Genomic DNA, 24,023 nt, shown 5'->3' on the forward strand with positions numbered 1-24,023 from the left:
GATGAGACTCGCGGAAGTGGTTTCAGACCAGAACCTTAGAGGCTTTATATGGCTTGGCCAAGTGGGACGGAATCACGTCAGCCCGATGCGCATTGCGGCTTCCCGGAACAAGGTCTGGTCCACCGGCACGAAATGAAAAGCGACGAAGAAATCGGCCAGATGATAGCCGGAATACCGCTGTCGGATCGCCGCGACATGCGCCCGCCCCTCGTCGAGCCGCCCGCCAACGGCAAGGCAGAGCGCGGCGATGGCCATGATATGCACATGCGCGTTGGGGCGCATCGCGGCCTTTGCGGCCCAATCGGCAGCCTCCTCGTAGCGGCCAAGGCGCACCAGGGCAATCGCCCGGCTTGCCAGCATTCCAAACAACATCGGATCGTAGGGGCTGAGGGACTGTGACTGGTCTGCAGAAAGGATCGCGGCCTGCGGGTCTCCGGACTGGCAGTGCACGAAGGCCAGTGAATAGTGGGCGAAGGCAAAGCTCGGGCTGAGATCGACGGACTGGCGCAGCTCCTCGATCGACTGGTCATGCAGCTTGCGCAGCCATAGCGCCCGGCCGATCGACAGGTGCGCGGCCGGATCGCGGTCGTCGGCAAGCAGTGCCTGGCTGGCCGTCCGGTAGGCTAGTTCCGCCTGTTCGTCGCGGTCGGCCCAATGCTGGAAGGCATTCTGGAAATGGGTGAAAGAAAGCCCGGCATGGGCGCGGGCGAAGGTGGGATCGAGGCTGATCGCCCGTTCGAAAAATTGCTGCGCCTGATCGTTGTCGGCCTTGGTAAAACGGAACATGTGCCAGAGACCGCGGTGATGCGCCTCCCAGGCATCCAGCGAATTCGGCGGTTTGAGAAAGGCGCGGTTGCGTTCCTGCGTTTCGATCTCCCGCTCGATCGAGGCGACGACGCGGCTGCCGATCTCCTCCAGCAGCAGAAGGGTCTCTCCGGCATTCTGGTCGAACGCGTCGGACCATACGATCGTGTTGGACCGCGCCTCGATCAGTTCCAGCCTGATGATGATGCGGGTTCCGCTGCGCTCGAAGATGCCGTTGACCACGTAATCGACTTTGAGGGCAGCGGCGATGTCTTCGGGCGAGCGCATCCGCTCCCGCAGCGCAAACATCGTTCCCTGGGCAATGACCTTCAGCGTCCGGAGCTTCGCCAGCCGCGAAATGATGTCATAGACAAGCGCATCCGACGTGCCGCCGGGCATGGCGAGCACCGACATATCGTTGAAGGGCATGACGGCGATCGAGGCGCGGCGGCGGTTATCGGCAGGCGTTTCCGATGGCGGCGTTTCAGGTGCCGTGGATGCCACGGCGCCAGGTTTGGCAGGTTTTCTGCGAAGGTCTTCCCAGAGAGCGCGCAGAGACGCGGTCTCGATGCCCTCGGTGGCAAAGGACCGCAACGTGGCCTCAAAGTGTTCGCCTGCATCGCGAAGCCGTCCCTCGGTCGCGAGCGCCGACAGCAGTAATTCGTGAGGCCGGAGATCGAAGGGTGCCAACTCGATCCAGCGGTCGAGATAAGGCAGTCGTTCGGCACCGGCCAAAACCTCGACGATATGGGCGAGGATATCCGCCTGCATGTCGCGGAAGCGGCGGCGCTGGGAAATCAGCCATGTTTCGAAGGCCGGAAGTCTGTCGATCGCGAGGCCATCCAGGAACTCGCCCGAGGCGCGATCGGCAAGTGACGCCAGCATTGCGACCGGCACGCCGTCGAACCCGGCGCGGGCCGCCAGAGCGACCTCGACCGCATCGACGGCACAGCCGGTGAGATCAAGGGCGACCGTATCGCCCTGCACGATCACGCGCTCGCCGATCAGGGCGCGGATGCGGCTCAGGCACCAGCGCAACTCGCCGCGCGGATCGTCGGCGACATCCCAGAAGAGGTCGCAGAGCTGTGCCCTGCCCTGCGCATAGGGCGAGAGGATCAGATAGGCGAGCAAGGCGCGGACTTTTCGCGACCCCGGCAGCTTCACCTCGGCACCGTCGCGGCGGACCGCCATCGGCCCGAGAAGGCAGATTTCCAGTGGAGGCCGTTCGTGCCGCCCGGATATTTCCACGGTTGTTCCCACGCCTGGTGACACGGCGTCCCCCATGGTCACCGCCTATACCGGAAGCGTCCGGCGGCTTGATGCACGGCGGCGGTATTCACACTTCAACAATCTGATCCAGGGAGAGAAGAATGTCCACTTCCGCGGCTCTTGCCGGCACACCCGCTCAACCGATGGCCGATCTCGCAGCTCTGAAGGCCCGCCAGCAGGGCGCCTGGTCTTCGGGCGATTATGCCGTCGTCGGCACCACCCTGCAGATCGTCGGCGAGAGCCTTTGCGAGGCGCTGGATTTGCGCGCCGGGTCCAAAGTTCTCGACGTCGCTGCCGGCAACGGCAACGGCTCGCTGGCCGCCGCGCGCCGCTGGTGTGCGGTGACGGCGACCGACTATGTGCCGGCCCTGTTGGAAAAGGCGAAGGAACGGGCAAAGGCTGACCACCTGATGATGGAGTTTCAGGAGGCGGATGCCGAGAACCTGCCGTTCGCGGACCAGAGCTTCGACTATGCGATGTCGATCTTCGGGGTGATGTTCACCCCCGATCAGGAGCGCGCGGCCGCCGAACTGCTGCGGGTTTGCAAGAGCGGCGGATCGATCGGCCTTGCGAACTGGACGCCCGACGGCTTCATCGGACAGCTGTTCAAGACCATCGGACGCCACGTGCCGCCACCAACAGGCGCCCGCTCGCCTGCGCTTTGGGGCACGCGTGCCCGGCTTGAGGAGCTGTTTCCATCAAGCAAGACATCGGTCGTCGCGACGCCGCGCCAGTTCGTATTTCGCTACAAGTCCTCAGCGCATTGGCTGGATGTCTTCCGGACGTTCTACGGGCCGGTTCTCAAGGCCTTCGGCACGCTCGATGACACTGGGCAAAAGGCGCTGGCAGCCGAGTTCATGGAGCTTGCTGCCCGTTTCAACCGGGCCGAGGACGGTACCATGGTGGTTCCGAGCGAGTATCTGGAAGTGGTGATCATGAGACGCTGAGATGGGCTGCCGCGCCGATAAACGGGCGTCACGCCGGTGTCACGCGACGGCAGAGCTAATTTATGATTAGCTCATCTTGAGGGGCTGGGGGCCGCTCGATGCGAAAAGGGGTCCGCCGTGGTAGGGCGTGGCGGGCCCCTTTCGCGTTCGTGCGCTGGAACAGCAGAAAAATCACGAGGCATGCATGTCCGGGACGAACGAGTTCATCGCGGAGGTGACGAGGGCTGCCAGCGAGGTCCAGACACTTGGGCCGGATGATGCGCGGCGCTTCATCCTTCGATCCGTAAGCACAATACGCGAAATGCGCCAGCTTGTCGGGATTCCCAGCAACGGAAGCTACGACACCGTCTTCGATCTCCTGAAGATCGCGACCTCGGCCGGCCAGCAGCCGCCGAGCGACTTGGCAAGAGCGCTGCTGATGGCAGCCGACATGATGCGCACACTGCACATGGTCATCGACAGCCGCGACGCGATCTCGCTCACCGGCATCTGCCAGTCGCGATAGCGCCGCGGCGGCGCGTCGTCAGATCTTGGCGAGCGACTGTTCGAGATCGGCGATGATGTCCTTGACGTCCTCGATACCGACGGAGAGACGCACGACATCAGGACCGGCGCCGGCGGCGATCCGCTGTTCGTCGGTCAGCTGGCGGTGCGTCGTCGAGGCCGGGTGGATCACCAGCGAGCGGGTGTCGCCGATATTGGCGAGGTGCGAGAAGAGCTCCAGGCCTTCAACGAAGGTCTTGCCCGCCTCGTAGCCACCCGTGATGCCGAAGGTGAAGACCGATCCGGCGCCCTTCGGCGAATAGCGCTGCTGCAATGCGTGGTTCGGATCATCATCGAGACCGGCATAATTGACCCAGGCCACCTTGCTGTGCGCCTTCAGCCATTTGGCGACCGCGATGGCATTGTCGCTGTGGCGCTGCATACGCAGCGGCAGCGTTTCGATGCCGGTCAGGATCAGGAATGCGTTGAAGGGCGCAATTGCCGGGCCAAGGTCGCGCAGGCCGAGTACGCGGCAAGCGATTGCGAAGGCGAAATTGCCGAAGGTCGAGTGCAGCACGACGCCGTTATATTCCGGGCGCGGGCTCGACAGCATCGGATAATTGCCGGATTTCGACCAGTCGAACGTGCCGCCATCGACGATGATGCCGCCCATCGAATTGCCATGGCCGCCAAGGAACTTGGTCAGCGAATGAATGACGATATCGGCGCCGTGTTCGATCGGGCGGATGAGATAGGGCGATGCCATCGTATTGTCGACGATCAGCGGCAGGCCGTGCCTGTGCGCCACTTCCGCAATCGCAGCGATATCAACGAAAGTACCGCCCGGATTGGCAAGGCTCTCGATGAAGATCGCGCGGGTGTTGCCGTCGATATGCTTCTCGAAGCTCGCCGGATCCTCGACATCGCCCCAGCGGACCTGCCAGCCGAAATTATCGAAGGCATGGCCGAACTGGTTGATCGAGCCGCCATAGAGGCGCTTGGCGGCGACGAAATTGTCGCCCGGGCGCATGATCGTGTGGAAAACGATCATCTGCGCGGCGTGACCCGATGCGACAGCGAGCGCGGCGGTGCCGCTTTCAAGCGCTGCAACACGCTCTTCAAGCACCGCCTGAGTCGGGTTCATGATGCGGGTGTAAATATTGCCGAATGCCTGCAGGCCGAAGAGCGAGGCGGCGTGATCGGCGTCGTTGAAGACGTAAGCCGTGGTCTGGTAGATCGGCGTGGCACGGGCGCCAGTCGCCGGATCGGGCTGCGCGCCCGCGTGGATTGCCAGTGTGTTGAAGCCTGGATTGTTCGTTGCCATGCCGTCCTCCCATTGCGTTGAGTGGCGGCAGCATAGCCAAGGCGGCGCAAATGTTAATCGCCTGACGTTTCAACCGTCGGGAGAAATGTGGAAAATCCGTTCGCTATCCGGCAAGCCGCGGAATTTCGATTGCCGGGCAGCGGTCCATCACCACCTTGATGCTGCCGGCCTCGGCGCGGCGGGCTGCATCGTCGTCGCGCACGCCGAGCTGAGCCCAGATCACCCGCGGGCGGACGGCCAGCGCCAGAGTTTCGGTCACCACCTCCTGCAGATATTCGGAGGCGCGGAACACATCGACCATATCGACGGGAACAGGAATATCCTCGAGCCTGCCGTAGACCATCTGCCCATGGATCGTCTTGCCCGCCTGCCCCGGATTGACCGGGATTACCTCGTAGCCGCGTGACAGAAGATAGCCCATCACGCCATTGCTCGGGCGCGCCGGGTTCGGCGAAGCGCCGGTCAGCGCAATCGTCTTCACGGAATTCAGAATTTCGGCGATATAGGCATCGCTGTAATGATCGTGATCCATCGGCCCATCCCCCGCAGCCATTTTTTCACCCGGTTGAAACCTGCAGTTCTTTCAGGCGTATATATAGCCATACGGGTTCCAAGGAGGAATGGCCCATGAAAAAACTTGTGCTGACAATTGCGATCGTGCTGGCGGCCTCGCCTTCCTTCGCGATCTCGCGTCTCAATCCGCTATCGATGACCTGCCAGAGCGCGCGCGCCGCCATCCACAATCAGGGCGCCGTGATCTTCCGCTGGACCTCACCGCGCGGACTGCCGCTCTATGACCGGTTCGTGCGCAACAGCCGCTTCTGCGACGCCAACGAGTATGCCGAGTGGAAAAATATTCCGACGCGTGACGACCGGTCCTGCCCGGTCCTCAACTGCCAGAACATCGACAACCTGGACGGGACATTTCTTGTTCCGAACCACTCATTGTAACGTATTGATGCGTGTTGGAAACCGTTCTCACAGTGAGGAAAGGCGCACGCCTACTCGCGCCTTTCCGCATCGATTGTGCCGAAATGCACCCTATGGGCGCACAATCTACGGCATGCCAAAGTAATAGAATAATCTCTATATTTCAGCAAGATAACTAAATGGTGAAATAGACCGCAAGGCGATGTTCACTTTTTGTTTTTTCTTTAAGCCAGCTTCGTTCCCGCATATATTAGAGACACCTCACAGTTGAGTGGCGAGAATCAAAATAAACGCATCGGGAGTGCACGCAGGGCGGGTCCATTCAAGACGCAATCTCCTCGCCTGCGGCACCGTTCCCGGCGATAATCATAGCGTCAGGTTGCAAAATAATCCGGGCGCATTGATTTTCGGCGTGGCGAAGCTCATACCGCTGATGTTCTCCCGCCTCCCCGCTCCGGTTTGCGCTCTTGCCCCTCGACGTCATTCTTCTGGTTCTCTTCGGCGCCCTTCTCCACGCGACATGGAACGCCATCATCAAGGCTGGCACCGACAAGTCGCTCGACGCGGCACTGATCTCTGCAGGCGGCGCAGTCGCTGCACTTCCCTTCCTGGCATTTCTGCCGCTGCCGAATGCCGCGGCCTGGCCGTTCATCGGCGTCTCCGCCATCCTGCAATTTGCCTATTTCCAGCTCGTCGCCGGTGCCTACCGGGCCGGTGACATCGGGCTCGTCTATCCGCTGATGCGCGGTTGCGCACCTCTGCTGATCGCCGCCACCAGCAGTTTCGTGCTCGGCGAAACGCTGTCAGGCGGCGCACTGATCGGAACGATGACGATCTGCGCCGGCATCCTGACGCTGGCCTTCGAAGCCAGACACGGCAGCCGCCACGCCATCATGCTGGCCCTGATCAATGCCTGCGTGATCGCCACCTACACCTATGTCGATGGCATCGGCGCACGGATATCCGGCAATGCGATCTCTTATACGCTGTGGATGTCGCTGCTGCCGCCGGTGCTCTTGTTTGCCTGGGCGATCTCGCGGCGCGGCGCCCGCGTGGTCGCCATCCACGTGCGCGTTCACTGGTGGCGCGGCCTGATTGGCGGCTCGGGCTCGATCGCGTCCTATGGACTGGCACTCTGGGCTATGACCAAAGCCCCGGTCGCGACCGTCGCCGCGCTGCGCGAAACCTCGATCCTCTTCGCACTGGTGATCTCGGTCGTCGTGCTGAAAGAGCGCGCCAGCCCCTGGCGCTACCTCGCCGGCGTGATCATTGCCATGGGCGGGCTGATCTTGAAGCTGGGGTAGTCACTCCTCCGGCCAGACAGGGATGCGCTTACCGAGGAAAGCGCCGATTCCTTCTTCCGCGTCGGCCGTCAGCATGCTGTCGACCATGACTTCGGCGGCGAAAGTGTAGGCTTCCTCGACCGGCATTTCGAGCTGGCGATAGAAGGCTTCCTTGCCGATGCGGATCGCTTCCGGTGATTTGGAGGCGATGACGGAGGCGTATTTCGTCACCACCTGGGTCAGGTATTGTTTCGGCACGATGCGGTTGACCAAACCGAAATCCTTGGCGGTCGATGCATCGATGGTTTCGCCGGTCAGCAGCATCTCCATCGCCTGCTTGCGATGCGCGGCCCGGGATATCGCGACCATCGGCGTCGAACAGAAGAGGCCGATATTGACGCCCGGCGTGCAGAAAGTCGCCGTGTCGGTGCAGATCGCCAGATCGCAGGACGCAACCAGCTGGCAGCCGGCGGCGGTCGCCAGACCGTCGATCTGGGCGATCACCGGTTTCGGCAGGCGGGTGATTTCCAGCATCAGATCCGCGGCAAGCGCAAAGCTCTCCTCGAAGAAGGCAACGCCATCATCGACATCGGCGCGATGCGCCGTCAGCTCCTTCAGGTCGTGCCCGGCAGAGAAGATGTTGCCGGTAGAGGCGATGATGACGACGCGCACCGACGAATCCTCGCCGGCGGCCTGCAACTCGCCCATCAGCGTTTCCAGGACGGCGATCGACAGCGCATTGGCCGGCGGATTGTTCAGGGTGAGCCTGAGAACCCCGTCATTCAATTGGCGCAGCACCAGCGCAGCCCCGCCCGCCTTGTCCGGATCTTTCCGGAAGGAAACGACTTCGGCCATTGGTCTAACTCCCTGCAATCATCTTTCGTGCTAGATGTTCTGCCACAGCGTGCCGGCAATTTCGAGGTGAACAGATGCAACCGATCATGACGATCGACGAGGTCCACCGTTTTCTGGAGACGGACTTTCCGCAGATCCATACGGACGGGCGAGTGCTCAAGGTGATCGACATCGCGCCCGGCAAGGCTTCGATGCGGCTCGACCCGGCAGAACGGCATCTGCGGCCCGGCGGGACGATTTCAGGACCGGCGCTCTTCACCCTGGCGGATGTCACCGCCTATGTCGCAGTGCTCTCGCATATCGGCCCTGTGGCGCTTGCCGTCACCACGAATCTCAACATCAATTTTCTCAGATTGCCCAAGCCGGAACCGACCTTCTGCACCTGCCGGATTCTCAAGCTCGGCAGGCGTCTGGCAGTGATCGAGGCATCGATATTTCAGCGCGATGAGAGCGAATTGATCGCTCACGCCACCGCCACTTACTCGATTCCACCCCGGGAAATATGAGGTATCATAATACCATATACCTATCGTATTGATATTGCTTGTCTATTTTTTCAGATAGCCGATTGCGCGATGTTGACCCGGGAAAGGGTTGCCTTTATACACACCGCCAGAACGCAGCCTTTCCGGGCTGCTTTCTTTTTGGCCGTCTCCGGACACCAAACCAAGCAACAAGAAACGCCCTTCGCCTTCGGGCATAAGGGATCCAAAAGAGAGTAACTACTATGGCAACTTTCTCCCAGAAGCCTGCAGAGGTGGAGAAGAAGTGGGTCATCATCGACGCCGAAGGGCTTGTCGTTGGCCGTCTCGCTTCCGTAATCGCTATGCGTCTGCGCGGCAAGCACAAGGCAACCTTCACGCCTCACGTTGACGACGGCGACAACGTCATCGTCATCAATGCAGACAAGGTCGTCTTCACCGGCAAGAAGTATTCCGACAAGGTTTACTACTGGCACACCGGCTATGCCGGCGGCATCAAGGAACGTACTGCTCGCCAGATCATCGAAGGCCGCTTCCCGGAGCGCGTTCTCGAAAAGGCTGTTGAGCGCATGGTTCCGCGCGGCCCGCTCGGTCGCCGCCAGATGAAGAACCTGCGCGTTTACGCTGGTTCCAATCATCCTCACGAAGCACAGCAGCCCGTCGTTCTCGACGTCGCCAAGCTGAACAAAAAGAATGTAAGGAGCGCCTAAGAATGGCTGACCTCTCCTCCCTGAAGGATCTCGGCACGTCTTCCGAAGCAGCTGCTCCGGTTCACGTCCGTAAGGTCGACTCGCTTGGCCGTTCCTACGCGACCGGCAAGCGCAAGAACGCTGTCGCCCGCGTATGGCTCAAGGCCGGCTCCGGCAAGATCATCGTCAACGGCAAGGAATTCACCGAATACTTTGCACGTCCGGTTCTGCAGATGATCCTGCGCCAGCCGATCTTCGCTGCCGCCCGCGACGGCCAGTTCGACATCATCGCAACGGTTGCAGGCGGCGGTCTTTCCGGCCAGGCCGGTGCCGTTCGTCACGGTCTCTCCAAGGCCCTCACCTACTTCGAGCCGGGCCTGCGTCCGGTCCTGAAGAAGGGTGGCTTCCTGACCCGCGACAGCCGCGTCGTCGAGCGTAAGAAGTACGGTAAGGCCAAGGCCCGCCGTTCGTTCCAGTTCTCGAAGCGCTAATCGCTTCTGGACATTGCTTTGCGGAAAGGCCGGGCTTTTGCCCGGCCTTTTTGTTTTCTGCGAACCTTTTGACTTATCGATATCGTGAATTATAATTCACAGATGATCGAGGTTCGCCAGAGTGCCATATTCGCCAAATGGCTTGGCGAACTGCGGGATGCGAATGCCCGCCTTCGCGTCGTCACGCGCATCCGCCGCATGGAGCTTGGTAACCCCGGCGACGTGAAACCTGTCGGAGACGGAGTGAGCGAAATGCGCATCGCCTATGGTCCTGGCTATCGCGTCTACTTCACCAGAACGGGTGACACGATCGTCATCCTTTTATGCGGCGGGGACAAATCCTCGCAAAGCCGCGACATCGCTCTGGCGAAACAGCTGGCAAAGGAGATTTGAGATGCCCCTCGAAACCACCCGCTTCGATATCCAGGACCACCTGAAGACATCGGAAGAGCAGATCGTCTACCTCGAAGCAGCCTTTGAGGATGGTGATCCCGCGCTTATCGCCCACGCGCTCGGTGACGTCGCGCGCGCCGTCGGCATGACCTCGGTCGCGAAGGAGGCCGGTGTCACCCGCGAGGCGCTGTACAAATCCCTCAGCGAAACAGGCGACCCGCGCCTTTCGACATTCTTCGGCGTCATCAAAGCCCTTGGCCTGAAAATCTCGATCTCACATGGCAAGGATGCCGCGTGAAATCGCGGTTCACTCCGGTTTGAAGAAGAACGCCTCGAGCCGGTAGCCATCCGGATCGATGATGAAGGCCGCGTAGTAGAACTGGCCGTAGTCCGGGCGAATCCCCGGCGTGCCGTTATCTTCGCCGCCATTCGCCATGCCGGCGGCATAGAACGCGTTGACGGCTTCCTCGCTGGGTGCCGTGAAGCAGAAATGCAGGCCCGAGCCGCGATCGGCGGGGACCGGGCGTTCTACCTGACTGACCCAGAAAGCAGGCTTGTCGGCACCATAGCCCACTGTGCCATCGAAATTGGACAGCCGCTCATAGCCGAGCGGCGCCAGCAACGCATCGTAGAACTGGCGCGATCTCTCGAGATCCTTCACTCCGATCGATACGTGATCGAACATGCCCATCAGTCTCTCCTCTTCGGTTGAACCAAGCTTCTTTGAAGCGATGAATGAAGTCAACGCAGACCGAGCGTCGCAACCATGGAGGCGGCGGCAGGTTCGCCGCCTCTCACTTGCAATCGGCTGAATCCTCGCCTAGGGCTTTTGCCGAGAGGAATTGCCATGCCGACCCCGCCCTCACCCTTTGCCGAGACCCCGCAGCCGCCCTATTACGTCGTCACCTTTTCCTCGATCCGCACTGCGGGCGATCAGGGATATGAGGCGATGGCCGATCGCATGGCCGAGCTCGCGCTGCAGCAGCCGGGCTGTCTTGGCGCCGAGAGCGCGCGGGATGCGGATGGCTTCGGCATCACCAATTCCTATTGGGCCGACGAGGAAAGCCTGAAGGCGTGGAAACAGGTCGCGAGCCACCTCGCCGCGCAGCGTATCGGCCGCGATCGCTGGTACAGGCAATACAAGGTTCGCATCGCGCGCGTCGAACGCGCCTATGAATTCACCGCCCCGGAGGAAGGGAGCCCCAATGGCCAATAAGACCATCGACCACGCCTTTACCGCGACCAGCCTGACATCGGCAGCGAGCGATCCGACCTTTGCCGGCGCGCTCTCCTTCATGCGCCGCCGCTTCACCAAGGATCTTGCGGGCGTCGACGTTGCCGTCTGGGGCGTGCCTTTCGATGCCGCGGTCTCCAACCGCCCGGGCACGCGCTTTGGGCCGCAGGCGATCCGCCGGGCGTCGGCGATCTTCGACAATGATCCGCAATATCCGTTCAACCGCGACCTCTTTGCCGATATGGCCGTCATCGATTATGGCGACTGCCTGCTCGACTACGGCAATCACCAGGAGACGCCCGCGGCGATCGAGCGGCAGGCGCAGACGATCCTCGACAGCGGCGCCTTCATGCTCACGCTCGGCGGCGATCATTACGTGACCTGGCCGATCCTCAAGGCGCATGCGGCCAAGCATGGACCGCTGGCGCTGGTCCAGTTTGACGCGCATCAGGACACCTGGCTCGACGATGCCGGGCGCATCGACCACGGCTCCTTCGTCGCCCGCGCGGTGCGCGACGGCATCATCGATCCGGACCGCTCGATCCAGATCGGCATCCGCACCCATGCGCCTGATGATTGTGGCATCGCCATCCTCTATGGCCACCAGGTCGAGGACATGAGCGCCTCGGAGATCGCCTCGACGATCATCTCGCACACCAAGGGCGCTCCGGCCTATCTGACCTTCGATATCGATTGCCTCGATCCGGCCTTCGCACCCGGCACCGGCACGCCGGTTGCGGGCGGCCCGTCGAGCGCCAAGATCCTCTCCGTCCTGCAGCGGCTGCATCAGCTCGATATTCGCGGCGCCGATGTCGTCGAGGTCTCGCCGCCATACGATCATGCAGATGTCACCGCCATTGCGGGGGCGACGGTCGCGATGTATATGCTGGGCCTTCACGCCGAGAGGCGCGGAGCCGCCAAGTGACGGCTGTTATCAAACTGATTCAACTTCATGGCAAACTGATTCCGCAACAGTCCGGAACTCATTGAAAGCGCAGGATTATCATGGCAGCGAAGATATTCATCGATGGCGAAGCTGGTACGACGGGTCTGCAGATCCGCGAGCGCCTGGCTGGCCGCCGCGATATCGAGCTGCTGTCGATCCCCGCTGAAAGCCGCAAGGACAAGGCTGTCCGCGCCGAGCTTCTGAACAAGTCCGATGTCGCGATCCTTTGCCTGCCTGACGATGCCGCCAAGGAAAGCGTCAGCCTGATCGAGAACGACACGACGAAGGTGATCGACGCCTCGACGGCGCATCGCGTTGCCGAAGGCTGGGCCTATGGCTTTGCGGAACTCAGCAAGGATCAGGCCGGCGTCATCACCTCGGCCAAGCGCGTTGCCAATCCTGGCTGCTGGCCGCAGGGCCCGATCGCCATGCTGCGCCCGCTGATCGAAGGCGGCCTCGTGCCCGCTGATTACCCCGTCACCGTCAACGGTATCTCGGGTTACAGCGGCGGCGGCCGCACGATGATCGAGGATTATGTCGCCAAGGGTGAAGACGCCCCTGAATACATGCCCTACGGCCTGAGCTTCAAGCACAAGCACCTGCCGGAACTGCAGCGCTACGCCAAGCTCGGCCGCGTGCCGTTCTTCCAGCCGGTCGTCGGCAATTTCGCGCAGGGCATGGTCGTCACCGTGCCGCTGCAGCTGTCGCATCTGGAAAAGGTGCCGACCGGCGCTGAAATCCATGCGGCGATCGCCGACTATTTTGCCGGTATCAAGGGTGTCGTCGAAGTGGCGCCGTTCGAGAACACCGAACGGACGCCGGATCTCAACCCGGAGATCTACAACGACACCAACCGTATGCGCCTTCATGTCTTCGCCAATGATGCGAATGCACAGGCGCTGCTGGTCGCCGTCTATGACAATCTCGGCAAGGGTGCCTCGGGTGCTGCCGTGCAGAACATGGACCTGATGATCGGCGCGTGATTTGGCGGGTGGCCGCGCCTGGCGCGGCCGCCTCCCTCCGCATATGTCCAGGCCACCATGCCCTTCTCCTTCGACGCTCTCTCCTCCTGGCTTTCATCCGCGCTGCCGGACCATGGCGTCCACGCGCTGATAGCGTTCGCCTTCATTGCCGGACTGGCGCGCGGCTTTTCCGGTTTCGGGGCGGCGCTGATCTTCATTCCGCTTGGCGGCGCGATCGTCGGGCCGAAGCTGATCTCGCCGGTGCTTCTCGTGATCGACGGTCTGGCGACCCTCGGCATGATCCCGGATGCCTGGCGCAATTCGAACCGGCGCGAGGTCTTCGTCATGGCGGCGGGTGCGGTACTTGGCGTTCCGGCGGGAACGGTCGTGCTGACGCTGATGGATCCGCTGGTGCTGCGCTGGATCATCTGCGGCACGGCAATCTGCCTGCTGGCGCTTCTGGTCTCCGGCTGGCGCTATCACGGCGAGCCGTCGGCACCGCTGAGTTCCGGCGTCGGCCTGCTTGCCGGGCTCTTCAGCGGTGCGGCCCAGCTCGGCGGGCCGCCCGTCGTCGCCTATTGGCTCGGAGGCAAGAGCAACTTTCAGCGCGTCCGCGCCAACGTCATCTTCTACTTCTCGATCTCCAGCATTTTCACGACGATCAGCTACTACGTAGGCGGCCTGTTCGTGCAGGCGGTGTTTGCGCTGACGATCGTCATTCTTCCGGCCTATGCGGCTGGCCTCTACGGCGGTTCGAAGCTGTTCGGCCTGGCGAAAGAAAGCACCTTCCGCCTGACCTGCTATCTGCTGATCGCCGCATCGGCGATCTTCGGCATGCCTGCGCTGGACGGCATCCTGCGCTAACGTCAGGCAGGCCTGCGCAGCAGAGGACGGCATCCTCCGCTAGCGTCAGGCGGGCCTGCGCAGCAGGCCAAGGTTGACGCTCAGCTTTTCGCCCGGGCCATGCGCAAAGGCAAACAGCAGTCCGGCAAGAAATGTGAAGTGATCGACGAAGAAGCCGAATTCGGCCTGGTTGCCTTCCCAACGGTTCGGACCGTGGAACGCGAAAGCGAGGAAGATCACGTAGACACCGGCAGCGAGCGACGCCTCGCTGAAGAAGGCGCCGCTCAGCAGTGCGACAGCAAGCCCGACCTCGAAGAAGGCAGCGATCCAGGACAGCAGCAGCGGCAGCGGAAAACCCGCGGCGGCAATATAACCGGCGGTCGCTCCCATATCTATGAATTTGAAGCTTGCCGCCATGACGAACAGGCCGCCGAAAATCAGCCGTGCCACGAGAATTGCGATTGTCTTACCCATTGTCCTACCCTCTTTTGCGGCCGAAGCCGTGTGAACTATGCCACAAGGACGGATGGTGGCGAGGGTTGCCGACAATGACGCATGCGAATTTTCGGGCAAAATCGAAAAAGCCGCGGAGCGTCTGCACCGCGGCTTGAAACATGCGGACACGAATAGGCGTCAGTCGCGTTCGGCGATGGTGGTCTGCCGCGAGAACTCCCCGTAATAGCCGCGCCAGTTGGCGATGGCGAAGCCGAAGACGACGAGCGCGCCGCCCTGATGCAGCAGGCCCCAATGCAGCGGCACGTGCAGCAGCAGCGTGGTAATGCCGATCGCCGCCTGGATGGCCACCAGCGCGAAGAGCACGACGGCGCGGCGCGCATGCGTCGTTGCCGGTGCGGCGCGCAGGGCGATCACCATGTTGATCAGCGTCAGCGCAAACAGCGTGTAGGCGCCGACACGGTGGATGAACTGAACGGTCTTCGGGTTTTCGAAGAAGTTGATCCAGGCAGGCTGCTGGATCAGCAGATCGCCCGGAACGACGGAACCGTCCATCAGCGGCCAGGTATTGTAGGTGAAACCCGCATCCAGACCGGCGACGAGCGCGCCGAGATAGATCTGGAACAGCGCGAAAATGGCGATCACCGCCGCCCAGCGTCTGGAGCTCTGCGTCGGCGCTGCATCATCGGAATGCGGCGAGAGCCCCCGCATGATCCACATGCAGGAGGCAAAGATCAGACAGGCCATGACCAGATGGGTCGCAAGGCGATATTGGCTGACATCGGTGCGCACGGAGAGACCGGAGGACACCATCCACCAGCCGATGAAGCCCTGCAGACCGCCAAGCGCCAGAATACCGGCGAGCGGCCAGCGCAGGCGGCGCTCCACCTTGCCGGTGATCCAGAAATAGAGAAGCGGCAGGCCGAAGATGACGCCGATGCCGCGGGCAATCAGCCGGTGTGCCCACTCCCACCAAAAGATGCCCTTGAACTCTTCGACCGTCATGTCGCTGTTCAGCTGCTGGAATTCGGGAATGCGCTGGTAGAGCTTGAATTCCTCGTCCCATTCCGTGGCATTCAGCGGCGGAATGACGCCGTGGATCGGCTTCCATTCGGTGATCGACAAGCCGGAATTCGTCAGCCGCGTGGCGCCCCCGACCAGCACCAGACAGAAGAGCGCCAGAAGCACGAAACCCAGCCAGATGCGCAATGCGCGGCGGTTGCGGTCCTGCTTGCGCACTTCGCCCCGGATTGCCTGCTCGGTGGTCATATTCGCGACGGCCATGATTGCTCCTTCGTTACGGCAGTTGATTTGCCCCAGCGGCTCATGCAAAACAAGCCCCGAACCTTTGCGGCATGCCGTCGCGCTGTCCAAGCAACCCGGAAGATTGAACTGATATGCCCGTTCGCCTGCGCAAATTCATCGGCACGATCCTGATCATCGTCCTCGTGCTCGCCTATGCGCTGATCGCGAATACGATCGCTGTCGCCACGCTTGGCGAGGCGCCGTGGTGGGGTCACCTGCTCTATTTCGCGCTGACCGGCATGCTCTGGGTGCTTCCCGCCATGCTGATCATCAAGTGGATGGCCGGGCCGAAGCAGCAATAGCGCATTAACGCGCAGATAACCGTGATCGGCGGAAAAGCGCGCGCCACGGCCTGCGTTTAAATCCTCGATAGGCTCCGCAGCGCTATATCCTCTGGCAAGCAATCTTGACCGGAGAATTCCCGTGCGGACCCAGAAGCTCGATGCCGACCAGCAGCCGCTCGACGACGCAGGCAAGGCCGATGCCGGCATTTCGCGGCTCAGGTCGCTCAGCGCCAAGCTGGCGATCGCCGAACTGGATGTAAGCGTCCACGATGCGATGGAGCCGCTGGAGCGCGATTGGCGGACGCTGGAGAAGGACCACCTCACCTCTCTGCATCAGGGCTATGAATGGTGCCGCTCCTGGGTGCGCGCCTACAAACGGCCGCTGGCAATCCTCAAGGGCAGCACGCATGGCAAGGTTGCCTTCATCCTGCCGGTCGAGATCGATAGCAGCCACGGCGTCCGGATCGCCCGCTTCATCGGCGCCGATCACAGCAATATCAACACCGGCCTGTTTTCCGAACATTTCCTGGAAGCCTTTGAAGACCTTGATCCCCAGCGCTTTGCCGAATTCCTGAAACAGGCGCTGCAGGGCAAGGCCGATCTTCTGCTGCTGCAGAACATTCCGCTCGAATGGCGCGGGCGGCGAAACCCGCTCGGCCTGCTGCCGATGGTGCAAAACCAGAACCATGCCTATCAGCTGCCGCTGCTCGACAATTTCGAGGCAACGCTGAAGCAGGTGAATGCCAAGAGCCGCCGCAAAAAGTTCCGCGTCCAGTCGAAGCGGCTGGAGGCCGTCGGCGGGTTCGACTATGTGGATGGTGGCACGCCTGGCGAACAGCACGCGCTGCTCGACCTGTTCTTCAAGCAAAAGGCGGAACGCTTCCGCACCCTCGGCCTGCCGGACGTTTTTGCCGATGCCGAAACCAAGGCCTTCCTGCACGGCCTTATCGATATTCGCGACGGCGGCGACTACGGCCTGGAAATGCATGCGCTGCGGCTGAAGGGCGAGCTTGCGGGCAAGATCGCCGCGGTTTCAGGCATCTCGCGCAAGAGCGATCACATCATCTGCCAGTTCGGCGCGATCGATGAGAGCCTGGTGCCGGATTCGAGCCCGGGTGAATTTCTCTATTGGCAGATGATCTCGGGGCTGCAGGGCAAGGGCGTATCGCTCTTCGACTTCGGCCTTGGAGACCAGACCTACAAGCGCTCTTGGGCGCCTGTCGAGACCAGCCATCACGATGTGGTTCTGCCGCTGTCGCTGAAGGGGTCGATCGCCGGTGCGGCGCATCGCGCCATCACCAGAAGCAAGGCCTTCATCAAGGCCCGGCCGGGCTTCTATCGTGCCGCCCAGCGCGTTCGCGCCAGGATCGGCATCTGATCGTCACGCCGCGTGGCGGGCAACATCAGGCTCGGCGGCTTCCCCGCCCGACATCAGCACGACGCGCTGATAGCCGGCCTTTTCGAATTCCGTCATGGCATGGACGAACTCGTCCTCCAACACTTCGGGCATCGACAGGATGATTTCGACATCCTTGCTGCGGGTCAGACGCGAGACGCCGGCCACATCGGCCGCGCCGCATTCGACGACGACGATATCGTAGGCCGACATCAGCGCATCGAGAAGCAGCGAGAGCCGATCGGCCCCGCGCATGGCCTGACGCACGTCGCTAGTCCCCTGCGGAATGAGATGGGCGTCCGATGCACGGTCGCCGTGGATCGTGTCGCCGAAAGCGGCAACGCCGCAAAGCAGATCGGTCACGCCCGGCGCTTCGAGGTCTTCGGCCATCAGAACCGTCGGATAACCGGAGCCGGTCATATCGACCAGAATGGTGCGCTGGCCGGACGCCGAGAGCTTGCGGGCCAGTGCGACGGTTGCCGCCGATCCATCGTCACCAACAGGTGATATGGCGATTGCCAGCGGCGCGCGGCTGCTGGTCAGGTATTCGGCAACGGAGCCGATCGAGAATTCGTTGTCGTCAGCGGGCTCTACGGTTTCTGCCGGCTCTTCGACAACCACGTCTTCCGCGTGTGCAGACAGCATGCTCGGCGCTGCGGCGCGTTTGGACTTGACCGGCGCGGCAACGGTGAGCGGTTCGTCTTCGGTCCGGGCGGCCGGGACGGCGGATGCACCGACGGGGCGCAGTGCGCGGCCGCTGAAAAGCTCTGCCAGCATGATGAAGATCGAGGTGAGGATCAGCGTTGCGAAAGTGGCGACGATGACGATCGGAACGACCTTCGGGAAATAGGGATCGACCGGCTGGACAGCCTTGGAAACAACGCGGGCATCGGCCGGGCTGGAATTGCTGTCGGCACGAGAGGCGGCTTCGCGGTAACGGACGAGATAGGTCTCGAGCAGCTGGCGCTGGGCATTGGCTTCGCGCTGCAGGGCATTGAGGCCGACTTCGTCTTCACCGGCCTTGGCGCTATTCTGCTGAAGCGTCGTGGACTGGCGCTCGAGCTCGGCGGCACGAAGATCGGCGACCTTCGATTCGTTCTCGATGCTGGTCAGGATCTTCTGCGTCTCCTGGCGGATCTGCGTCTTGATGTCGGCCAGCTGTGCCCGCAGGCTGCGAAGTCGCGGGTGGTTGTTAAGCAGCGACGTGCTGAGATCGGAAATCTGCGACTGCAGGCCGGACTCGGTGCCCTTCAGCCGCTGCATCGACTGCGATGCCATGATATCCGGCAGCGTATCGGACGGTGCGCCCGACGACAGGGCATTGCGAACGGCCTGTGCGCGGGCCTCGGCATTGGCCTTCTCGCCACGGACGCGCGTCAGCTCCGCGGAAATATCGTTCAGCTGCTGGGTCGGGAAATTGCTGCCGCCATTGGTGGGCAGCAAGCCATATACCGAGCGGTATTCGGCAACCTTCTGCTCGGCATCGCTGACCTTCTGACGCAGGCTTTCGATCTCGGGCTCGAGCCAGCGGGTCGCTTCGGAATTGGAATCCAGCTTCGCGCCGCTCTGGGTGGCAAGATAGACGGAGGCCATCGCATTCGGGATGCGGGCGGCGAGCTTCGGATCCTTGGAGGTGAAATTGATGCCGATGACGCGCGAGCCCGGCACCTGAAAGACCTGCAAGCGCTCCGTGAACGCATCGATGACGCGCTCTTCCGGCGGGTTCTCGGCCGGGTTCTTTTTCAGATGCAGCGCAATCAGGATATCGGTCAGCGCCGAGCCGTTGGCGGCCTCGTCGAATTCGGGAAGCTCGTAAAGCTTCTCGCTGTTAATGACCTTCTTGATCAGATCGGCCGATTGCAGCAGCTGCACCTGGCTGGCGATGTTCAGTTCGTCCAGCAGCGGCCCGGCGTTGGCGTCGGCAGACTGGGTGTTGGCGAAGGCCGGTGCGCGTTGCTCGATCAGCAGCCGCGTTTCACCGCGGTATTTCGGAGCAATCATCTTGGCGCCGGCAAAAGCGACCCCTGCCCCGACCAGCGTGATCGCGACGACCTTGAGCCGCCGTTCCCATACCGCACGGACAAGCTGGCCAAGATCGATATCGACATCCTGATTACCCGTTACGCCGGACATACTCGCACTCCAAGAACAAAGGTGTGGCGAAGGGTAAACGACTATAGTAACCCAAGCGTTAATTACCGGCTGAGCAAGTAAGGTGCCCAAACCTGCCGTCTTCCAAAAAATCCTGCAAATTTTTACCGGGCATTAACCCTAACGGATTGATAACGGCAGGGACCAAGTTCGTTTCCTGTGAGCACAGTCGAATGCCTTTCGCAAAGCCCAAGATGTTTCTGGCCCTGAGCCTTGCCGCGATGACCGCGGTACTGAGCGGCTGCAACACCTATAAGCCGGCGCCGAAGGCTTTCCAGCAGGCGACGATTCAGCCCTATACGTTGGATAGCGGCGACCGGCTGCGGATCACCGTCTTCGATCAGCCCAGCATGACCAACAGCTACACCGTCGACCAGGCAGGCTATGTCGCCTTCCCGCTCGTCGGCCAGGTTCCTGCCCGCGGCCGCACGCTGCAGCAGCTGTCCGGCCAGCTTGCCGCCAAGCTCAAGCAGGGTTATCTGCGCGATCCTGACGTCACCATCGATGTCGATCGCTACCGTTCGATCTACGTCATGGGTGAAGTTGGCCAGCCCGGCCAATATGCCTATGTTCCAGGCCTGACCGTGCAGAACGCCATTGCGGTGGCCGGCGGCTTCTCTTCCCGCGCCAATCAGGCCAGCGTCGACGTGACACGCAAGATCAACGGCCAGGTCATCACCGGCCGCGTCAACATCTCGTCCGCCATCATTGCCGGCGACACCATCTACGTCCGCGAACGGCTGTTCTGATCCCATATGGCAGACGAACAACGGCCTCTCCGCATCATTCACTGCTTCAGGTCACCGGTCGGTGGCATTTTTCGCCATGTCCGCGATCTCGTCGAGGAGCACAGCAAAGCGGGTCACGAGGTCGGCATTCTCTGCGACAGCTCGACCGGCGGCGAGCACGAGGACCGGCTGTTCGACGACATCCGTCCCTATCTTTCGCTGGGGCTGACGCGCGTGCCGATCCGCCGCGCCCCCGGCATCTCGGATATCCCTGTAATCTGGGATACATACAAGACGATTAAAAGTTTGCGGCCTGATGTGCTGCACGGACATGGCGCCAAAGGCGGTGTGCTCGCGCGGCTCGTTGGCTCAGCCCTGCGGGTGAACAGGTATCGCGTAGCCCGCCTCTATACCGCCCATGGCGGAAGCCTGCACTATTCCCGCACCTCGCTCCTCGGGCAATTCGTGCTCAAGATGGAGCGGCTGCAGGAATATCTGACCGACGCGCTCGTCTTCATCTGCGAATACGAGCGCGACACCTACATGAAGAAGGTCGGCAAGCCGAAGACCAAGACGCGACTGATCTATAACGGCATCGGGGAGCGCGACTTCCAGGTCATCCCGACCCGATCCGATGCGGTTCATTTCATCTACATCGGCATGCTCAGGGACCTTAAGGGTCCCGATCTTTTTGTGGATGCCTTTGCCAGGACGGAGCGTCTGGCCGGACGGCCGCTCTCGGCGCTGATGATCGGCGACGGCCCTGACCGCGACAAATACCGCGACATGATGGTCGAGCGCGGGCTTGGAAAACGCATCAGCATGCTGCCTGCGATGCGGGTTCAGGACGCCTTCACCATGTCCGACAATGTCGTCGTCCCCTCCCGCGCCGAAGCCATGCCCTATATTGTTCTCGAGGCACTCGGCGCCGGCAAGACCGTCATCGCCAGCCGTGTCGGCGGCATCCCGGAAGTGCTCGGCAAGGACAGCAGCGCGCTGGTGGCGCCAGGCGACGCCGGTGATCTGGCGCGGGTGATGGCGGAAGCAATCGCCAAGCCCGGATGGGGGCGGCAAACCATGCCGTCGGCAGACGCCGTGAAGGCGGTTTTCTCCGCACCTGTGATGGCCAAGGATGTTCTGAAACTATACTACGAGCTCGTGGGTATGACGCCGCAGCCGGCAAATATATAAGATCTCGTAAATCTTTCTTAGGGGCTTGGTGTTAAGCCGTTCGTATCAACGAGCGGCGGTAGCCTCATGAACAAGGCAGAAAAGAACGATCAGTTCGACGTCGATACGCTGCGAAAGCGGGTTTCGGACATCAATGTGCGTGGCGACGGCGATGAAAAGCCGGACGAGGCCGCGACCATCAACGCCTATGCGCTGCAGATCGCCGAGCAGTTCCGCGAAGGCACACATTCGCCTTCGATCATCATCGGCCAGTTCCGCCTGTTCGAATTCGCCTCGCAATTCCTGATCGGCCTGCTGGCATTCCTGATCTGGCCGGGCGACGGCAGCGAAAGTTTTGGCGCACGCGTAGCCATGTCCTTTGTGGCAGCGGCTCTTGCGGTCATCAGCCTGCAGATCAGCGATACCTATTCGATCCCGGCGCTACGCTCGCGCGTCCGGCTGCTACCGCGGATCTTCCTGTCCTGGGGCGCAGCCTTCATCGTGACGGCGCTGATCTTCGCGCTGGTGCGCGATGTATCCCTGACGCAGATCCAGATCCATCTGGCCTGGTTCTCGCTTTCCGGTCTCTTCCTCATCGGTACCCGCTTCCTCGTCGCCTACGGCATCCGCAACTGGGCGCGCAACGGCGTCATGGAACGCCGCGCCGTGATCGTCGGCGGCGGCGATCCGGCGAAAGACCTGATCCGCCTGCTCGAGCTGCAACCCGACAACGATATCCGCATCTGCGGCATCTTCGACGACCGCGGCGAGAAGCGCTCGCCAATCATGGTCGCCGGTTATCCGAAGCTCGGCACCGTCGCAGAGCTCGTCGAATTCGTCCGCCTGACGCGCATCGACATGCTGATCATCGCGCTGCCGCTCAGCGCCGAAGCGCGCATTCTGCAGCTCTTGAAGAAACTCTGGGTGCTCCCGGTCGATATCCGTCTTGCCGCCCATGCCAACCGCCTGCGCTTCCGCCCGCGCGCCTATTCGCATGTCGGCACCGTGCCGATGCTCGATATCTTCAAGAAGCCGATCCAGGACTGGGATTCGGTCGCCAAGCGCGGTTTCGACCTGTTCTTCGCATCGCTGGCGCTGCTCTTGCTCTGGCCGGTGATGGTCGCCACGGCGATCGCCATCAAGCTGACCTCGAAGGGCCCCGTGTTCTTCATGCAGAAGCGCCACGGCTTCAACAACGAGATCATCAACGTCTTCAAGTTCCGCTCGATGTACACGCATCTGAGCGATCCGACGGCCAAGGCCGCCGTCACCAAGGGCGACCCGCGCGTCACCCCTGTCGGCCGCTTCATCCGCAAATCGTCGATCGACGAACTGCCGCAGCTGTTCAACGTGCTGCGCGGCGAGCTGTCGCTGGTCGGCCCACGCCCCCACGCCGTTCTCGCCCAGGCCCGCGACCGCGCCTTCGGCGATGTCGTCGAAGGTTATTTCGCCCGCCACCGCGTCAAGCCCGGCGTCACCGGCTGGGCGCAGATCAACGGCTGGCGCGGCGAAGTCGATAACGACGACAAGATCAAGTTCCGCACGGCTTACGATCTCTATTATATCGAGAACTGGTCGCTCTGGTTCGATCTGAAGATCCTGTTCCTGACGCCGATCCGGCTGCTGAACACGGAAAACGCCTATTGAGAGCGAAAGTCAACGCGCAAAACATAAGCGTTTTCAAATCATTAGGGAGTGGTGCCCAAGGCAAGTGCCCAATATCGGAAATTCGCTCTACGGGTGCCTTGTCTCTACCACTATTTTTGCGCTGTTATCAGCGCTTGAAGTAAATTCATGATGGTGTCTCCACTTAGGACACCCCACGCAGCTGTAATTGCACCGATCACTCCCGCGCCTACGACGGTCGTCAAAATCCTAGGGTAGTCGATGAAGCTTTTTCGGTCCTTCGACTCTGCCTTAAGATACAGTAGGGTTGTCGTAGTCGTTCTGTGTATCAAGAGATAGATTACTGCGAGCAGAAACCACGCCAGCAGCAGCGCCGCCCTAGACGGAACGTCGAGGCTTGGTAAGGCAATCAATGCAATCAAGAACGATAAGAAATTGATGGTGAGGGCATAGTTTTCGTACAGTCGCCGAACAACGCTTTGCTTCGACCGCAAAGCTTCGCCAATTTCTTCGAATGCCCCTGCCACCCACAACTCATCTGTTCCTGACACGGTGTATGAACAGTTCGTCTTGCCAAAGTTTATAGTGATACTCTTGGGGATCGGATTGGAGGGGCCGGTGAGGGAAAAGGAAAATTCCGGCGCAGTCGATGGGAGTGCTGGCGTCTCCCAAAAATGGGGAGCTATCGCACGGAGGTTCTTGCCGTTGATGCTTGCGTCCACAACCACGTCGTAGTCTGTAGGCAACAGCGACTTCATCTTAGCGATGAGGCTCATCGCCTCGTCCCGATAAAGTGTGCTACGAGGTAGCGGCTTTGTTCGATTAACTAGGGCGTAGACTCATAACGACCTGATCCAGATGCGGGTGGCGAGTAGTTTTACGGCTGCTAGGAAGTTTTGGGGGTCCTTGTCATATCGAGTGGCAATCCCTCTGAACTGCTTGAGCTTGTTGAAGAAGCGTTCGACGAGGTTTCGC

The 24,023-nt window shown here is 61.4% G+C and carries 28 protein-coding genes and 1 pseudogene; 18 read left to right on the forward strand and 11 right to left on the reverse strand.

What is annotated here, in order from left to right; translation table 11 throughout:
• Nucleotides 1-72: 72 nt before the first annotated feature.
• Nucleotides 73-2,052 (reverse strand): transcriptional regulator, encoded by a 1,980-nt coding sequence (locus tag AC1DV9_RS26065; protein ID WP_477950582.1) that lies wholly within the window; start codon nucleotides 2,050-2,052, stop codon nucleotides 73-75.
• 122 nt (nucleotides 2,053-2,174) lie between these two features.
• On the opposite strand from AC1DV9_RS26065, the gene AC1DV9_RS26070 reads away from it, so the two are divergent.
• Both AC1DV9_RS26070 and AC1DV9_RS26075 read left to right on the forward strand, forming a co-directional pair.
• A complete protein-coding gene (locus tag AC1DV9_RS26070) occupies nucleotides 2,175-3,020 on the forward strand; it encodes a class I SAM-dependent methyltransferase (protein WP_477950584.1) in 846 nt (281 codons plus the stop codon).
• Nucleotides 3,021-3,204: 184 nt separating this feature from the next.
• A complete protein-coding gene (locus tag AC1DV9_RS26075; protein WP_112389648.1) occupies nucleotides 3,205-3,525 on the forward strand; it encodes a hypothetical protein in 321 nt (106 codons plus the stop codon).
• A gap of 18 nt (nucleotides 3,526-3,543) precedes the next feature.
• On the opposite strand, the gene AC1DV9_RS26080 is transcribed toward AC1DV9_RS26075, so the two are convergent.
• Nucleotides 3,544-4,827 carry an O-acetylhomoserine aminocarboxypropyltransferase gene (locus AC1DV9_RS26080; RefSeq protein WP_477950586.1) on the reverse strand — a complete coding sequence of 428 codons (1,284 nt, stop codon included), beginning with the start codon at nucleotides 4,825-4,827 and terminating at the stop codon, nucleotides 3,544-3,546.
• A 103-nt stretch (nucleotides 4,828-4,930) separates the two neighbouring features.
• On the reverse strand, nucleotides 4,931-5,359 hold the full coding sequence (locus AC1DV9_RS26085; RefSeq protein ID WP_112516983.1) for a CoA-binding protein: 429 nt from the start codon (nucleotides 5,357-5,359) through the stop codon (nucleotides 4,931-4,933).
• A gap of 95 nt (nucleotides 5,360-5,454) precedes the next feature.
• Here AC1DV9_RS26085 and AC1DV9_RS26090 point away from each other — a divergent pair, with 95 nt between their 5' ends.
• Together AC1DV9_RS26090 and AC1DV9_RS26095 are read left to right on the forward strand one after the other, a co-directional pair.
• Complete coding sequence (locus AC1DV9_RS26090; RefSeq protein ID WP_112389645.1) at nucleotides 5,455-5,778, forward strand: hypothetical protein; 324 nt, start codon at nucleotides 5,455-5,457, stop codon at nucleotides 5,776-5,778.
• Nucleotides 5,779-6,224: 446 nt separating this feature from the next.
• The gene (locus AC1DV9_RS26095; protein ID WP_112389644.1) at nucleotides 6,225-7,061 is read left to right on the forward strand and encodes an EamA family transporter; all 837 of its coding nucleotides are present in this window, start codon (nucleotides 6,225-6,227) and stop codon (nucleotides 7,059-7,061) included.
• Here the strand turns inward: AC1DV9_RS26095 and AC1DV9_RS26100 are convergent, their stop codons facing one another.
• On the reverse strand, nucleotides 7,062-7,895 hold the full coding sequence (locus AC1DV9_RS26100; RefSeq protein ID WP_477950588.1) for an enoyl-CoA hydratase: 834 nt from the start codon (nucleotides 7,893-7,895) through the stop codon (nucleotides 7,062-7,064).
• A gap of 74 nt (nucleotides 7,896-7,969) precedes the next feature.
• Here AC1DV9_RS26100 and AC1DV9_RS26105 point away from each other — a divergent pair, with 74 nt between their 5' ends.
• Nucleotides 7,970-8,401, forward strand: a complete 432-nt coding sequence (locus tag AC1DV9_RS26105; protein ID WP_112516985.1) for a PaaI family thioesterase — start codon at nucleotides 7,970-7,972, stop codon at nucleotides 8,399-8,401.
• Between the two features lie 42 nt (nucleotides 8,402-8,443).
• Here AC1DV9_RS26105 and AC1DV9_RS26110 read toward each other — a convergent pair whose 3' ends face one another.
• Nucleotides 8,444-8,596 carry a hypothetical protein gene (locus AC1DV9_RS26110; RefSeq protein ID WP_162702697.1) on the reverse strand — a complete coding sequence of 51 codons (153 nt, stop codon included), beginning with the start codon at nucleotides 8,594-8,596 and terminating at the stop codon, nucleotides 8,444-8,446.
• Between the two features lie 26 nt (nucleotides 8,597-8,622).
• Here AC1DV9_RS26110 and rplM point away from each other — a divergent pair, with 26 nt between their 5' ends.
• The 4 genes from rplM to AC1DV9_RS26130 all read left to right on the forward strand — a co-directional run bounded on the left by rplM (nucleotide 8,623) and on the right by AC1DV9_RS26130 (nucleotide 10,248).
• Nucleotides 8,623-9,087, forward strand: a complete 465-nt coding sequence (gene rplM / locus AC1DV9_RS26115) for a 50S ribosomal protein L13 (protein WP_112389641.1) — start codon at nucleotides 8,623-8,625, stop codon at nucleotides 9,085-9,087.
• A gap of 2 nt (nucleotides 9,088-9,089) precedes the next feature.
• Nucleotides 9,090-9,557, forward strand: coding sequence for a 30S ribosomal protein S9 (gene rpsI, locus AC1DV9_RS26120; RefSeq protein WP_112389640.1), 468 nt, complete (start codon nucleotides 9,090-9,092; stop codon nucleotides 9,555-9,557).
• A 102-nt stretch (nucleotides 9,558-9,659) separates the two neighbouring features.
• A complete protein-coding gene (locus AC1DV9_RS26125; protein WP_477950611.1) occupies nucleotides 9,660-9,950 on the forward strand; it encodes a type II toxin-antitoxin system RelE/ParE family toxin in 291 nt (96 codons plus the stop codon).
• 1 nt (nucleotide 9,951) lies between these two features.
• Nucleotides 9,952-10,248 (forward strand): addiction module antidote protein, encoded by a 297-nt coding sequence (locus AC1DV9_RS26130; RefSeq protein ID WP_477950590.1) that lies wholly within the window; start codon nucleotides 9,952-9,954, stop codon nucleotides 10,246-10,248.
• 9 nt (nucleotides 10,249-10,257) lie between these two features.
• Here AC1DV9_RS26130 and AC1DV9_RS26135 read toward each other — a convergent pair whose 3' ends face one another.
• On the reverse strand, nucleotides 10,258-10,635 hold the full coding sequence (locus tag AC1DV9_RS26135) for a VOC family protein (protein ID WP_112517332.1): 378 nt from the start codon (nucleotides 10,633-10,635) through the stop codon (nucleotides 10,258-10,260).
• Nucleotides 10,636-10,797: 162 nt separating this feature from the next.
• Between AC1DV9_RS26135 and AC1DV9_RS26140 the strand changes: the two genes are divergently transcribed.
• The 4 genes from AC1DV9_RS26140 to AC1DV9_RS26155 all read left to right on the forward strand — a co-directional run bounded on the left by AC1DV9_RS26140 (nucleotide 10,798) and on the right by AC1DV9_RS26155 (nucleotide 13,956).
• Nucleotides 10,798-11,166, forward strand: a complete 369-nt coding sequence (locus AC1DV9_RS26140) for an antibiotic biosynthesis monooxygenase family protein (RefSeq protein ID WP_112537446.1) — start codon at nucleotides 10,798-10,800, stop codon at nucleotides 11,164-11,166.
• Nucleotides 11,156-12,109: an agmatinase gene (speB, locus tag AC1DV9_RS26145; RefSeq protein WP_477950592.1), complete on the forward strand. Its 954-nt coding sequence runs from the start codon at nucleotides 11,156-11,158 to the stop codon at nucleotides 12,107-12,109. Before AC1DV9_RS26140 ends, speB begins: the two co-directional genes overlap by 11 nt.
• 80 nt (nucleotides 12,110-12,189) lie before the next feature.
• Nucleotides 12,190-13,113, forward strand: a complete 924-nt coding sequence (gene argC, locus AC1DV9_RS26150) for an N-acetyl-gamma-glutamyl-phosphate reductase (RefSeq protein ID WP_477950594.1) — start codon at nucleotides 12,190-12,192, stop codon at nucleotides 13,111-13,113.
• Between the two features lie 57 nt (nucleotides 13,114-13,170).
• Nucleotides 13,171-13,956, forward strand: a complete 786-nt coding sequence (locus AC1DV9_RS26155; protein WP_477950596.1) for a sulfite exporter TauE/SafE family protein — start codon at nucleotides 13,171-13,173, stop codon at nucleotides 13,954-13,956.
• Between the two features lie 45 nt (nucleotides 13,957-14,001).
• Here AC1DV9_RS26155 and AC1DV9_RS26160 read toward each other — a convergent pair whose 3' ends face one another.
• Together AC1DV9_RS26160 and AC1DV9_RS26165 are read right to left on the reverse strand one after the other, a co-directional pair.
• A complete protein-coding gene (locus tag AC1DV9_RS26160; RefSeq protein ID WP_477950597.1) occupies nucleotides 14,002-14,409 on the reverse strand; it encodes a DoxX family protein in 408 nt (135 codons plus the stop codon).
• Nucleotides 14,410-14,568: 159 nt separating this feature from the next.
• On the reverse strand, nucleotides 14,569-15,672 hold the full coding sequence (locus AC1DV9_RS26165) for a COX15/CtaA family protein (RefSeq protein WP_477950599.1): 1,104 nt from the start codon (nucleotides 15,670-15,672) through the stop codon (nucleotides 14,569-14,571).
• A 113-nt stretch (nucleotides 15,673-15,785) separates the two neighbouring features.
• Between AC1DV9_RS26165 and AC1DV9_RS26170 the strand changes: the two genes are divergently transcribed.
• Together AC1DV9_RS26170 and AC1DV9_RS26175 are read left to right on the forward strand one after the other, a co-directional pair.
• Nucleotides 15,786-15,995 (forward strand): DUF2842 domain-containing protein, encoded by a 210-nt coding sequence (locus tag AC1DV9_RS26170; RefSeq protein ID WP_112516994.1) that lies wholly within the window; start codon nucleotides 15,786-15,788, stop codon nucleotides 15,993-15,995.
• Between the two features lie 121 nt (nucleotides 15,996-16,116).
• Nucleotides 16,117-17,355 (forward strand): GNAT family N-acetyltransferase, encoded by a 1,239-nt coding sequence (locus AC1DV9_RS26175; protein WP_477950601.1) that lies wholly within the window; start codon nucleotides 16,117-16,119, stop codon nucleotides 17,353-17,355.
• A gap of 3 nt (nucleotides 17,356-17,358) precedes the next feature.
• On the opposite strand, the gene AC1DV9_RS26180 is transcribed toward AC1DV9_RS26175, so the two are convergent.
• Complete coding sequence (locus tag AC1DV9_RS26180) at nucleotides 17,359-19,506, reverse strand: GumC family protein (RefSeq protein WP_477950603.1); 2,148 nt, start codon at nucleotides 19,504-19,506, stop codon at nucleotides 17,359-17,361.
• 191 nt (nucleotides 19,507-19,697) lie between these two features.
• Between AC1DV9_RS26180 and AC1DV9_RS26185 the strand changes: the two genes are divergently transcribed.
• The 3 genes from AC1DV9_RS26185 (at nucleotide 19,698) to AC1DV9_RS26195 (ending at nucleotide 23,069) form a co-directional block, all read left to right on the forward strand.
• The gene (locus AC1DV9_RS26185) at nucleotides 19,698-20,273 is read left to right on the forward strand and encodes a polysaccharide biosynthesis/export family protein (RefSeq protein ID WP_112389630.1); all 576 of its coding nucleotides are present in this window, start codon (nucleotides 19,698-19,700) and stop codon (nucleotides 20,271-20,273) included.
• A 6-nt stretch (nucleotides 20,274-20,279) separates the two neighbouring features.
• Nucleotides 20,280-21,443, forward strand: a complete 1,164-nt coding sequence (locus AC1DV9_RS26190) for a glycosyltransferase family 4 protein (RefSeq protein WP_477950604.1) — start codon at nucleotides 20,280-20,282, stop codon at nucleotides 21,441-21,443.
• Between the two features lie 66 nt (nucleotides 21,444-21,509).
• Nucleotides 21,510-23,069, forward strand: a complete 1,560-nt coding sequence (locus AC1DV9_RS26195) for an undecaprenyl-phosphate glucose phosphotransferase (protein ID WP_112389628.1) — start codon at nucleotides 21,510-21,512, stop codon at nucleotides 23,067-23,069.
• Nucleotides 23,070-23,179: 110 nt separating this feature from the next.
• On the opposite strand, the gene AC1DV9_RS26200 is transcribed toward AC1DV9_RS26195, so the two are convergent.
• Nucleotides 23,180-23,824 carry a hypothetical protein gene (locus AC1DV9_RS26200; protein ID WP_477950606.1) on the reverse strand — a complete coding sequence of 215 codons (645 nt, stop codon included), beginning with the start codon at nucleotides 23,822-23,824 and terminating at the stop codon, nucleotides 23,180-23,182.
• A 63-nt stretch (nucleotides 23,825-23,887) separates the two neighbouring features.
• Nucleotides 23,888-24,023 (reverse strand): annotated as a pseudogene (locus tag AC1DV9_RS26205) (IS5/IS1182 family transposase); the annotation flags it as partial.

It is taken from the genome of Rhizobium sp. 01L410, assembly GCF_056400165.1.